Genomic DNA, 11,286 nt, shown 5'->3' on the forward strand with positions numbered 1-11,286 from the left:
TGGGTCCGGGTGCATGCACCAAGCTGGTGCCAGATCAGACTGCGCTGCTTGCGCGGAGCTCGAATGTCAGGAGTATAGGAGATGACAACGCTGAACGATGTTCCTGGGCGAGTCCGCTCGGTCCGGATCTCTTCTGAGAACATCGGGACTGTGGAGGTGCCTCAGGCGGGAACCTACCTGCGCCGGCTCCGAGGTCTGCTCTTCGGGGGCGAGCAACTGCTGCTGCGTCCCTGCTCGTCGGTGCACGGCATCGGCATGCGCCGGAGTCTCGACGTGGCCTACATCGCTGGGGACGGGACCGTCCTCGATGTCGCTGCGCTCAAACCCTGGCGGGCGCACCGGCCACGCCGAGGAGCGAAGGCCGCCTGGGAGGCCCCCGAAGGCACATTCGCACAGCTGGGCCTGACGCCGGGGGCACTGCTGAGGTTCCAAGCCGCATGAAACGCCCTTCGCCCACACTTCCCACCGCCAGTACGGCACTGCTGCTTCTGGTGCTGCTGGCCATGTCAATAATGCTGGTCTCCGGCAGGGACATCGCTCACCAGCTCACCCTGGCGGCATGCACCGATGCGGGAGACTGCGGCACCTTTCCTGACTCTCCGCCGGTTTGCCACTACGCCGGCCGGGACCGGGTGGTAGCCCGCGAATCCTTCGCCTTTGCCCAGCAGACGCCAGTGGAGGGCGCCCGCCTCATCCAGTTCGGCGACGACTCTGCCGAGGTCATCGTGCCCGGCGACGACGACAGCGCCGAGGTCTACGGGTTTCTGCGATGGGAGGACGCCCAGCGCTGGGTCATGGATCATTCCAGTCAGTTCAGGGGCATCGCCGGCGCGGCCGCTGGTCCTACCGGACAGCCCATCCGCGACGGGTATCTGCGTATGCTGCGGCTCACTGGACTGGACCATGAGGCGGAACTGGAGCCTGTGGCTACCACTGTCCAGGTCAATGAGCCCTCGGGCCCCGGCAGCCACGGTGTGCTCCGTCAGAACGCCCAAGGCGAGATAGTGCAGGTCACCGTGGTCATGCCGCTGGATGAGGCCACCGCAGAACTGCAGGATTTCGCTGCCGCTCTCGGCATCTGGGGGTTCATCAGCTACACAATCGACCTGGGACTCGAGCTCAAGCCGGACCGTCTGATTTTCGGAGGGCCGGCTTCCGAGGGCTGGTCACTGACTCAGCTGCGCTCAGCGGCAGGGATTCCGCGCAGCTCTGCTTCCGACGAGCTACCGGGATACGCTGAGAGCGGGGAGGCTGTACTGCGCAGCTTCGTCCTGGACCTCACCCAGCGCGCCAACACAGCCCTGTACCGGGAGATTTTCGCGATGGAGAGCGTCAGCGGGACTGCAGCGCCGCTGCTGACCGCCGAGGATTGGACCTCGTCCGGGGAGCGCTCCGAGCTCTATTCCCAGGTGATCGAACGCGTTAGGAGCGGGGCCGTGGCCGTGGAGACCACGCATACCCTGCAGGACGCCGACTCCGGCGAAGAAACAGTCCTCGCGGCAGTCGAGGGGCTGGTGGTCCAGGCCGGAAACACCGCCTCGCCTGAGACACGCCTGGTCAGCGCCCGCACCGCTGATCTGCTGATCAGCAGCGCCTCGTTCGACCCGCTGCTGACGTGCGAACCGAAGCCGGACGAGAACGAGGACGACCACGTTCGGAAGGGGCTATTGTGAGACGGTTCACACTCTACTGGCCGGCCTTCCGTGCTGGTACGCTGCTGCATCTGACGTGGGGCGTCACCGTGCTCGCGCTTGCCGTGATCATCGGTCCCCCGCTTGCCTGGCTGGTCGGGGGGCAGGTAGTGACCGCGCTGATCGCCCTGGTGGCCGTATCTGGTCGGGCGCTCGCCGGCTACCTCACTGCTCGCCAGCTCTGGGCGGTGTGGGCGACTCCGGGGCTGGTGCTCCGCACCACCCTGAGCGCCGCCGGAACCGGATACGCGGCGGTGTTCTTCCCACTGTCCGTGTTGGGGGTTTCGGCGAGCACCGCAATGGTGACCGCCGGCGCGTCCGCGACGCTGTTCATGGTGCTGGACTGTCTGCTGGCCCTTGCCGCGACGGCTTCCGGGGCGCTGATCGCTTCGCGCTCCAAGCGCCGCTACCGACGCCGCCTCTTCGACGCGTCTCAGCTGCCAGTAGTCAAGGAGATCTCGGAGAGCTTCGCCGAGCACAGGGCCAAAGCCCGACTCAACGTCTGAAGCCTCACCAGAGCGAAAGCACTGCAGTCAACACAAGCACTATCACCAGCAGCACCCAGCCGAACCGGGCAAACCTCCGGTGCCTGGCGTCCCGTCTGGCGAGGAGCAAAAGATCCTCATCGGGCTTGTCCTGGAGTTCGTCATGCGGCGGGTTCTCGGTCACCCCCGGGGGGACCCCCGCCGAGGCAGGCTCAACGGCGTGTGTGGACTCCAGCCCCTCAGTGCTCCACTCTTCCAGTCCACGGAACACCGACTGGGCCGGCACCCCGTCGATCTCCCACTGGATCTGACGGTAAGTCACACCGCCAGCTGCGGAGTCTGCAGCATGGCTGGGATGCGTCTCATGCTGGCGCAGAGGACCATCCTCGGGCGAGGCTGCAGGTTCATCCTTCGTGTGGGGGCCAGGCTGTCCTTCGGGATCACGAGGTGCATCGGACCCGTGACGCGTCTGAGCCTGACGTTGTGGGAGCCGGCTTCGGACCTTTGACGCGCGTGAGATCCGGTCCTCGCTAGTCCGGCGCTGCGGCGACCAGGCCTGGGGCCTCCAGCTCAGATCCTGAGGCACGTCGACGTCGGACCTCTCCTGGCGCTGCGGCTCCGCGGCCTGATCCTGCCTCTGCCGCTCCGCCTCGGGCACGCCTGCCTTCCAGGCGAAGTCTTCCGCAGCAGCCAGCACCTGGGGCTCAGTCTGCTGCGGGGTGGCGCAGCGGGGTTTCCCCGGGGCCGCGGCTGCTTCCGCCTGTTCGTGCCAGGACTGTTCCGCATCCTGCCGCTCAAGCGCCTGCTGCTGCCGCCTGGCGCCGCCGAGTAATGGCCGTCTCCCCATGCCGAATGATTCTACTCGCCTTCTGTCCCGTTGCGGCTCGAGTCGGTCATCTGTTCCACCACCTCCGGGGGGAGGGCGAACTGGCCCGAGTCGGGCAGGTACACGAGCACTTGTCCCTGGAAAGCCTCAGGCAGGTGGAACTGCGCATACATAGGGCTCTGACTGGACGGCAGGTTCTCCACGGTCCCCGCCACTTCAGTGCACAGACACCCCCGGTCTCCCGAGCTCAGCGGAAAATACTGACGTTCGGCTTCGATATCGATCAGACTCATATTGGCCAGGCCCGGTGAGTCACCGTCGCCCTGCGGATTGTGCCCGAAATGCTGGCGTCCGCCGCGCTCAGGATTGCCAGTGAAGACGGTGCCGTGGTGACGATTTCCAGGGGCAGCCGCAAGGGCGAAGCGCATAGTCACCACCCCTGCGTGACGCTCGGCGCCAAGCACGTCGAAACGCAGCGCGGTCTCCGAGGTGTCACCCTCGGGGGGCTCCAGAACGAAGGACGCCGCCGCACCTTCAGCCGCCGAGATCTGCCGCGCGGTCGGAAGGTCCACTAGACCGGCTTGGTCAAGATCGATCTCGACCCCCGCCTCCTGCACCACCACGGGATAACGGAAGCTTACCCTGCGGTTGCGCGCTTGGTTCTCAGGGATGGGGTCGCCGTCAGCATTAGTGTTGGGGACCTGAGGCCTGGAGAATCCGTAGCCGACGGTCTCCAACGTGATGCTCTCCTCCAGATGCTCGCTGATCGCCCCCGCGACGGCGCGAGCGCGGTCCTCGGAGAGCTGCTGGTTCAGCTCCGCAGAGCCGACGTTGTCGGTATGGCCCTCCACCGTCACGGTGAAGCCAGCTGCTTCCTCATTGAGCTTTTCAGCGGCGGATTCGATCACCTCGGCCGCCTCGTCGGTCAGCTCGGCGGAGCCGAACTCGAAGAGTACGTCTGAGGGAAGCGAGACTTCCTGAGTCTCCTCCTCAATGGTGGTGGTCACGCCGTTCAGGTCCTCGGTGCGGGCTGCTACCGGGTATCGCACGGCATAGCGCGCGCCCGCGCCGTAGTGTGCAGGTGGATCTTCCCCTGAGGCGTGGGTGAAGAACCAGGATGAGGACTCATCTGGGCGGGCAAACGGCTCGCCGGTGCTGACCGGCACGTCACGGATAGGCTCGGCCCACTCCCCCGGGACGATGTCCACGGAGTCTGCCTTGGGAGCCGGAAAGTCCACGAAGATCAGCTCAGTGCGCTCCGGGGGGTCTTCTGCCGCTCCCGAGAGCATTGAGCAGATACACGTACCCCGGCCGGGGACGCCGCCCTCCTCAGGGTCTGGAGGTTGCGCGGCCTGGTCCTGCGGCGCTCCGTCTCCCGTCTCGCCAGCCGGCGGAGTCTCCTGCGCGTCCTGAATGTCGGGGGGCTCCTCGTAGCTGAACTGGTTGGAGTCCCCGCGCAGCGGCTCGATCAGCTCACCAGACTCCCGATCCACCAAACGGATGAACGGCGTGGCCTCATAACGGTGCTTATGCGAGCTCAAGACGATCGATCCCAACGCCGGTCCCTCCACTGGGGGCAACCACGCCATGACCAGTCGGACGTAGTCGCCATCTCTATCTAGGGAGAGCACCTCAAGGGAAGCTGTGGCCAGTTCTGCACTGTCCTGCGGGGAAGGCAGGCTCAGCGTGGTCTGCACCAGCGGCTCTGGCAGGGACTCGTCCCGCCAGTACCCGCCGTCAGCCGCCACACCCGGCTCTGTGACCGAGGATTCGTGGCCCTGGTCCTCCGCCGGGGACTCCGCCTGTCCGCAGGAGACCACCAGAAGTGAGCCAATCACCATCGCGGCAGCCAGCGCCTGGGCGCGCTGCAGACGCGCTTCGTGCATATGACCCCCGATCCATCGCTCCACCGTCATAGGTGAGTGTAATGCGCTGCGGGCGCACAGAGCCCGTCCGGGACCAGGAGTCCTACTGGCTTTGGGCCCCAGACTGAGCCGCCAGCATCATGCTCTTCACTGGTGCACCACATAGTGTTGACCTCGTGAGAAAAGTAGTCCGCCGGTCAAGACGCAGGCATCTGTACCCGGCTCAGAGGCCCTCGCTTGCGGATGCGTGGTCACAGCTGAAGAGCGAGCGCGGCGCAGGAAATCTGGAGTATCTGGGTATCGCGGTGACTGCCGCCGTCGTCGTCCTAGCGCTGGCGCTGGTGCCCTGGCTGCCGCAGGTCACAGCCACATTCCACAACGTTATCTGCAGCATCGCCGCCAATGTGCCGGGCACGGGGGGGTCCTGCGAGGGTGGGGGCCTGATGACCGAGGAGGACTTCCAGCCGGACCAGTGCATGCTCAGCCGCGGAGCTCAGAGCGCAAGCTTGGATGGCTCCGTTCTCTTCCTTGAGGGCAGCGACGGCGCCTCCATGGTGGTTGAAGAGCTCAGCGATGGCACGTACGCAGTCACCTACATGGACGACAGCGCAGTCGGAGCCAGCCTGGATCTGCTCAAACTCAATGCCGGTCCGCTTCTCGACGTCGGACTCGGTGCCGGGTTCATGGACCATATGAACCTGGGCGAGACGCGTGTCTTCGACTCAGAGGCCGAGGCGATGGCCTTTGCTGAAGAAGTGCAGAACTACGTCGACGCCAACGGCAGCTACTGGAAAATGGGCGGCATGTTTCACTCGCCCCCAGGCGAGGACATCCCGCCGCAGATCACTCGAGAAGTCATGAGAACTGAAGGTTTCGCCAACGCCAACGCCCAGGTGGGGCCCTCCGTGGGCGGTAAGAAGAAGAATAGGAACAACAATGATCAGGGCGATTCCGAGGGCGACTCGGGCAGCTCCGGCGGCGACTCCAGCGGCGGAGCCACTGGGCAGGACGGCTCCGATGATTCGCTGGGCTTCAACGCCGACTGGCTCCCACAGCTCTCCGCCGGCGGCTCCATCTCCGATGAAGCCATCATCGAGGTCGACCACGGCGAGGACCTCGACGACCCCTCCGATGACACCACCTCGATCATCTTCGGCACCCAGCAGTCCGGTGACGCATCAGGCAACTTCTTCAGCTGGAACGACCAGACCCAACGAGGCAGCTCAGAGTCGATGACCATTGACGTCGACGCCGACGGGGAAATCACCGGGATCACCCTGCGTGAAGGCAGCGTCACCTCCGACACCGACTACCAGGACGCCGACTACGAGAGCACAACGTGGACCACGGAGATCTCTGTCGACTCGGAACATGAGCGCGAGATCGTGGAGGCCTGGTTGGAGGGCGGCGAAGACATCCCCAGCGCCGAGGGCGTCCGGGAGGCTCCGACTCAGGACGGCAGCCCGCAGAGTGACTTCGAGCAGCTGCTTTATACTTCCGGGGTGACCTCGCACGAGACCCATGCGGGAACCTCTGAAGAGGGGGGCTGGGGCATCGGCGCCAAGTTGGCCTCAATCGGCGGCGGCTTCGGGAAGTCCACGTCCTCCAGCTCTGAGCAGCTGGTGGACGCCGGATACCTGGCACCTCCCGACACCCCGGGCGGCACCCGATCCATCGAAGAGACTCCGTGCTGAGTGACAAGAACGAAGGACACCCTATGAAAAGACTGCTTCCCTGGACCACCCTGCTGGTAACTGCTGGACTGCTCACCGCTTGCGGAGAGGACGAGCCCAGTGCCACCGCCGACGAGCCCCCCGCCCAGCAGGACAATCAGGACAATTCAGAGCAGGACGAGGCAGGACAGACGGCGGGTTCCGAGCAGGGGCTAGCGCAGGAGGGGCCTCTGAGCTTTGAAGTTCCCGAAGGGTGGCAACAGGAGCCAGTGGAGGGCGAGTTGCCCGAGCATGCCTGGACCGTCGGCTACGCAGACAGTCTCGAAGACGCCACGAGTTATCTGCGGGCGATGCCGGACGTCGATTCCGTACCTGATGCCTCCACAGCAGTCAACACGTTGATCTCTGTATGCCGGTTCACCGATGTCTACGCTGATGACTGCCGAGGCACTGGGCAGGAGGCGGCCGAGATCCCCGGTGCCGAGGCGGCGGTGCAAGCCGACTTCACCTACACCAGCGCAAACGACGAGCCGGTCATCGGCCGGATCTGGGTGGCCGTGGACAGCTCGAACGACGTGGTCTCGGCTGTGGAATACGCAGGAGTCGGCGTGGATGAGGCCGAACTGGAGGCCTTCGGCGAGAGCATCGAATTCCATCCGGACCAGGCGGGCTGAGCCGTGGACCTGCTGCGCGCATGGATCATCTCAGCCGCTGTCTACCTGGCAATCAACTTCGCGCTGAGCATCACCGTGGGGTACTCGATGCACCTGCTGTATGCCCTGTGCCCGATGCTCGCCGGCACCGCCGCCTCGCTCTATCACGCTGAGCGCGGGATCGGCGGATGGGTTCGGCACTTCGTGGCCGTGCTGCCAGTCCCCATGCTGCTCAACGCTTACTGGGCGGTGCTTCAGCAGATCCCCTCCACGGCGGAGCAGTGGGGCGTACTGGGTCTGGCGATCGTGCAGGCGGGCGCGCTGGCCGCCGTCGGACTGGGGCTCGTCATGCTCACACGGTGGCTGCTGAGCTACAAAGTCGATTCCCACGCCACTTACTGAGCCTAGACCCGCGCGACCGCCCCGCTGCGGTAGCCGTCCAAGAACTCGGCGATGGAGTCGATTGCGGTCTCCAGGTCCTCCACGCTGGGCAGAGTGACCAGGCGGAAGTGCTGGGAGTCGATCCAGTTGAACGCCCGGCCGTGGGAGACCAGGATCTTCTGCTGGCGCAGCAGCTCGATGACGAACTGCTGGTCGTCGTCGATGGGGTAGATCTCCGGGTCCAGCCGCGGGAAGAGGTAGAGCGCGCCGTCGGCCTTCTCCACTGTGACGCCCTCGATCTGCGCAAGCCGCTCATGGGCGGTGTTGCGCTGCTCGTAGAGCCGTCCCTGCGGAAGAATCAGATCCTCGATGGACTGGTGGCCGCCCAGTGCCGCCTGGATGGCGTGCTGGGCCGGGACATTGGCGCACATGCGCATATTCATCAGCAGCGCCAGGCCCTCCAGGTAGTTCTTCGCCCGGTGGGTCGGTCCGGAGATGTAGATCCAGCCCGAACGGAAGCCGGCGACCCGCCAGGTCTTCGACAGCCCGGAGAAGGTCACAGTGAGCACGTCATCGCTCAGCGTGCAGGCATTGACCATCTCCACCTGGTCGAAGGTGATGTTCTCGTAGATCTCATCGGCCAGCAGCATCAGGTCATGCCGCCGGCAGATATCTACCAGCGCCTCCAGGACCTCCCGGGGGTAGACCGCCCCGGTGGGGTTGTTCGGGTTGATCAGCACCAGCGCCCTGGTCCGGTCGGTGACTTTGGACTCGATCTCCTCCGGATCCGGCCACCACCGGTTGGCCTCATCGCAGATGTAGTGCACCGGGGTGCCCCCGGCCAGTTTGGTGGCGCCGGTCCACAGCGGATAGTCCGGCGCGGGTATCAGCACCTCATCACCGGGCCCCAGCAGAGCAGTCAGCACCATGGAGATCAGCTCGGAGACTCCGTTGCCCAGCCAGACGTCCTCCGGTGAGGCGTCCTGCATGCCGCGGGTCTGGTAGTACTGGGCGATCGCCACCCGGGCGGAGTGGATGCCCTGGGAGTCCGAATATCCCTGCGCGGTGGGCAGCTCGCGGATCATAGTCTGCAGGATCGAATCCGGGGCCTCGAAGCCGAACGGCGCCGGATTGCCGATGTTCAGCCGGGTGATCCGGTGTCCTTCGCGCTCCAGACGGGCGGCCTCCTGGGCTATGGGTCCGCGCACGTCATAGCGGACAGAGGCGAGCTTGGGCGACTGGACGAACTCTTCAGCGAATGGGCGCATCCCCCCATTATGGAGGCAGCGGACCGCTATGCGGTGACTGACACAGAGTCCGTTCGGGCGAAAGCGTCCCGATAGGCCGCCAGGAACTCGGCGATCCCGTTGATGGCTTCCTCCAGCTCCTCGACCGGCGGCAGGGTGACCAGCCGGAAATGCTGGTCGTCGATCCAGTTGAACGCCCGGCCGTGGGAGACCAGGATCTTCTGCTGGCGCAGCAGCTCGATGACGAACTTCTCGTCATTGTCGATGGGATAGATCTCCGGATCCAGCCGCGGGAAGAGGTACATCGCCCCGTCCATCTGCTGAACCTGCACCCCTTCGATGTCCTTCAGCATGGTGTAGGCCAGATTGCGCTGCTCATAGAGCCTGCCGCCGGGCTGGATGAACTCATCGATGGACTGGTAGCCGCCCAGCGCGGTCTGCACTGCGTGCTGGCCGGGCACATTCGGGCACATGCGCAGGTTGCTCATCAGCTGCAGGCCCTCCAGGTAGTTCTTCGCCCGCTGCTTCGGCCCGGAGATGAACATCCATCCCGAGCGGTACCCGGCCACCCGCCAGGTCTTCGACAACCCGGAATAGGTGATGGTGAAGACGTCGTCGCTCAGGGTGCAGGCGTTGATGGTCTCGGCGTCGTCGTAGACGATCTTCTCGTAGATCTCATCAGCCAGCAGCATCAGATTATGACGCCGGCAGATGTCGACGATCGCCTCCAGGACCTCCCGGGGGTAGACCGCCCCGGTGGGATTGTTCGGGTTGATGATCACCAGCGCCTTGGTCCGGTCGGTGACCTTAGACTCAATCTCCTCCGGATCCGGCCACCACCGGTTGGCCTCATCACAGATGTAGTGCACCGGGATGCCCTGGTAGAGCGCGGTCAGACCGGTCCACAGCGGATAGTCCGGAGCGGGGATCAGGATCTCGTCTCCGGGGTTGATCAGCGCCTGCAGTGTGATGGTGATCAGCTCGGAGACCCCGTTGCCCAGGTAGACGTCATCGATATCGGCATCCTTGATGCCTTTGGTCTGGTAGTACTGGGCCACCGCCGTGCGTGCCGAGTAGATGCCGGCGGAATCCGAGTAACCCTGGGCGGTGGGCAGGTGGCGGATCATGTCCATCATGATCGAGTCCGGCGCCTCGAACCCGAAGGGGGCCATGTTTCCGATGTTCAGCTTGGTGATCCGGTGGCCTGCGCGCTCCAGGCGGGCGGCCTCCTCGGCGATGGGGCCACGGACGTCATAGCGGACATTGCGCAGCTTATGCGCCTGCGTGAAGTCCTCGAATTCCTCCATGACCAGATTCTGCCTCATATTGTCAACAATCTGCCAATAGAGGCACGTGTGTTCTGCGCGCTGCTATCCCCAGGAGTCAGGAGCCGCGATGAAACCGTGTTCAACCAGCCAGTACTCGGCGGCCTCCTCCGGGCTGAGCCCCTCGGGACCGTGGGTGAGCCGGCGCAGAGATTCCAGCGCCTCCTCGTTCAGGGCGCGGGAGACGTCGTCGACGACGTCGGGCACCTGATCGGAGATCCGCACGGAGACGACCGGGACGTACTGGTCCTCCGCGAAGGCGCGCTCCTCGTCCGGCAGGTCGACCAGGGCGTTCTCGGCAGCCCCGGGATGGGTGCGGCTGAGCAGGGCGGCGTCGATCTCAGCGGTGATGAGCAGATCGATGAGCTCGTCCTCCTCCGCGGTGACCAGCTCCTCGGGTTCGCAGTCGTAGACCTCCTCCAGCTGCTGGGCGAGGACGGACTGCTCAGCCGCTTCGGACTGTTGGGCGGGCTCCGCCTGCTGGGCAGCGGTGCCGACGGTCAGTTCGTCGCAGATCTCCGCCAGCGCCTGGAGGGAGGCCTCCTCCTCGGCCTCCACCTCCAGCTGCTCAGCGGTGATGGTGGTGACCAGGACGTCGGTGCCCATCACCACCGCTGCCGGCTCCAGCAGCTCTGCCTCTGTCAGCTGATCCTGGACCAGGCCGGTGAGGTCGCCCGGAGCGGCGGCTGGGGCGATGTCCCCGTCCATCAGGGCCGCATAGCCTTCGGCGTCCAGCTGCTCAGCCAGCGGCATCGTGCGGGCCAGCACCATCTCATAGCGTTCATCGGCTGCCGGGGACTCCTCCGCGTCCTCCTCCGGGGCGGCCGGCTCAGGTTCTTCGGCCAGCGCCGCGGCCAGCGAGGCCGCATCCTGCTCACCCTCGACGACCACGGCGGGAGTCTCATGGGCGTTGAGCACCTGGGCATAGAGCTGGGCGATGGTCTGGTCCAGGGGGTCCTCCCCCACTGCGATACGCCAGGCACGCTCCAGCTGCGCCCCGGTGGGCTCCGGAGCCGGCGGCGGAGGGCTGGAGCAGCTGCTGAGCAGAACTGCGGCCCCCGCGGCGGCGGCAGTGAGGCGGCAGCGGAGGCGCGGGGAGTCTGGCATCACCGCTCAATTCTACGGGCGTGAACTCTTTCA

11 protein-coding genes are annotated in these 11,286 nt (G+C 65.4%); 6 read left to right on the plus strand and 5 right to left on the minus strand.

What is annotated here, in order from left to right:
* The first annotated feature begins 81 nt into the window (after positions 1 to 81).
* From Q1K09_RS05330 to Q1K09_RS05340, 3 genes are read left to right on the plus strand one after another with little or no spacing between them, the layout of a single operon-like run.
* Positions 82 to 441 (plus strand): DUF192 domain-containing protein, encoded by a 360-nt coding sequence (locus tag Q1K09_RS05330; RefSeq protein ID WP_300343843.1) that lies wholly within the window; start codon positions 82 to 84, stop codon positions 439 to 441.
* Entirely contained in the window at positions 438 to 1,673 is a 1,236-nt protein-coding gene (locus tag Q1K09_RS05335; protein WP_300343844.1) for a hypothetical protein, read from the plus strand. The genes Q1K09_RS05330 and Q1K09_RS05335 overlap by 4 nt, the downstream gene beginning before the upstream one ends.
* On the plus strand, positions 1,670 to 2,197 hold the full coding sequence (locus tag Q1K09_RS05340; RefSeq protein ID WP_300343845.1) for a hypothetical protein: 528 nt from the start codon (positions 1,670 to 1,672) through the stop codon (positions 2,195 to 2,197). Before Q1K09_RS05335 ends, Q1K09_RS05340 begins: the two co-directional genes overlap by 4 nt.
* 4 nt (positions 2,198 to 2,201) lie before the next feature.
* On the opposite strand, the gene Q1K09_RS05345 is transcribed toward Q1K09_RS05340, so the two are convergent.
* Together Q1K09_RS05345 and Q1K09_RS05350 are read right to left on the minus strand one after the other, a co-directional pair.
* Positions 2,202 to 2,498 carry a hypothetical protein gene (locus tag Q1K09_RS05345; RefSeq protein ID WP_300343846.1) on the minus strand — a complete coding sequence of 99 codons (297 nt, stop codon included), beginning with the start codon at positions 2,496 to 2,498 and terminating at the stop codon, positions 2,202 to 2,204.
* 536 nt (positions 2,499 to 3,034) lie between these two features.
* A complete protein-coding gene (locus Q1K09_RS05350; protein WP_300343847.1) occupies positions 3,035 to 4,918 on the minus strand; it encodes an OmpA family protein in 1,884 nt (627 codons plus the stop codon).
* Between the two features lie 125 nt (positions 4,919 to 5,043).
* Between Q1K09_RS05350 and Q1K09_RS05355 the strand changes: the two genes are divergently transcribed.
* From Q1K09_RS05355 to Q1K09_RS05365, 3 genes are read left to right on the plus strand one after another with little or no spacing between them, the layout of a single operon-like run.
* Positions 5,044 to 6,561 carry a hypothetical protein gene (locus Q1K09_RS05355; RefSeq protein WP_300343848.1) on the plus strand — a complete coding sequence of 506 codons (1,518 nt, stop codon included), beginning with the start codon at positions 5,044 to 5,046 and terminating at the stop codon, positions 6,559 to 6,561.
* A gap of 23 nt (positions 6,562 to 6,584) precedes the next feature.
* Positions 6,585 to 7,214 carry a hypothetical protein gene (locus Q1K09_RS05360; RefSeq protein WP_300343849.1) on the plus strand — a complete coding sequence of 210 codons (630 nt, stop codon included), beginning with the start codon at positions 6,585 to 6,587 and terminating at the stop codon, positions 7,212 to 7,214.
* A 3-nt stretch (positions 7,215 to 7,217) separates the two neighbouring features.
* Positions 7,218 to 7,595, plus strand: a complete 378-nt coding sequence (locus tag Q1K09_RS05365; RefSeq protein WP_300343850.1) for a hypothetical protein — start codon at positions 7,218 to 7,220, stop codon at positions 7,593 to 7,595.
* A 2-nt stretch (positions 7,596 to 7,597) separates the two neighbouring features.
* On the opposite strand, the gene Q1K09_RS05370 is transcribed toward Q1K09_RS05365, so the two are convergent.
* The 3 genes from Q1K09_RS05370 to Q1K09_RS05380 all read right to left on the minus strand — a co-directional run bounded on the left by Q1K09_RS05370 (position 7,598) and on the right by Q1K09_RS05380 (position 11,253).
* Positions 7,598 to 8,842: a pyridoxal phosphate-dependent aminotransferase gene (locus Q1K09_RS05370; RefSeq protein WP_300343851.1), complete on the minus strand. Its 1,245-nt coding sequence runs from the start codon at positions 8,840 to 8,842 to the stop codon at positions 7,598 to 7,600.
* A gap of 26 nt (positions 8,843 to 8,868) precedes the next feature.
* Positions 8,869 to 10,128 (minus strand): pyridoxal phosphate-dependent aminotransferase, encoded by a 1,260-nt coding sequence (locus Q1K09_RS05375; protein ID WP_300343852.1) that lies wholly within the window; start codon positions 10,126 to 10,128, stop codon positions 8,869 to 8,871.
* 63 nt (positions 10,129 to 10,191) lie between these two features.
* Positions 10,192 to 11,253 carry a hypothetical protein gene (locus tag Q1K09_RS05380; protein WP_300343854.1) on the minus strand — a complete coding sequence of 354 codons (1,062 nt, stop codon included), beginning with the start codon at positions 11,251 to 11,253 and terminating at the stop codon, positions 10,192 to 10,194.
* Between the last annotated feature and the right edge of the window lie 33 nt (positions 11,254 to 11,286).

The organism is Nesterenkonia sp. (assembly GCF_029265375.1).
GTDB lineage: Bacteria > Actinomycetota > Actinomycetes > Actinomycetales > Micrococcaceae > Nesterenkonia.

Excerpts from the sequence above, each read along its gene's own strand:
- Q1K09_RS05330 (WP_300343843.1), top strand. The coding sequence starts at position 82 with ATGACAACGCTGAACGATGTTCCTGGGCGAGTCCGCTCGGTCCGGATC.
- Q1K09_RS05335 (WP_300343844.1), top strand. The coding sequence starts at position 438 with ATGAAACGCCCTTCGCCCACACTTCCCACCGCCAGTACGGCACTGCTG.
- Q1K09_RS05350 (WP_300343847.1), bottom strand. The coding sequence starts at position 4,918 with ATGACGGTGGAGCGATGGATCGGGGGTCATATGCACGAAGCGCGTCTG.
- Q1K09_RS05360 (WP_300343849.1), top strand. The coding sequence starts at position 6,585 with ATGAAAAGACTGCTTCCCTGGACCACCCTGCTGGTAACTGCTGGACTG.
- Q1K09_RS05370 (WP_300343851.1), bottom strand. The coding sequence starts at position 8,842 with ATGCGCCCATTCGCTGAAGAGTTCGTCCAGTCGCCCAAGCTCGCCTCT.
- Q1K09_RS05375 (WP_300343852.1), bottom strand. The coding sequence starts at position 10,128 with ATGGAGGAATTCGAGGACTTCACGCAGGCGCATAAGCTGCGCAATGTC.
- Q1K09_RS05380 (WP_300343854.1), bottom strand. The coding sequence starts at position 11,253 with ATGCCAGACTCCCCGCGCCTCCGCTGCCGCCTCACTGCCGCCGCCGCG.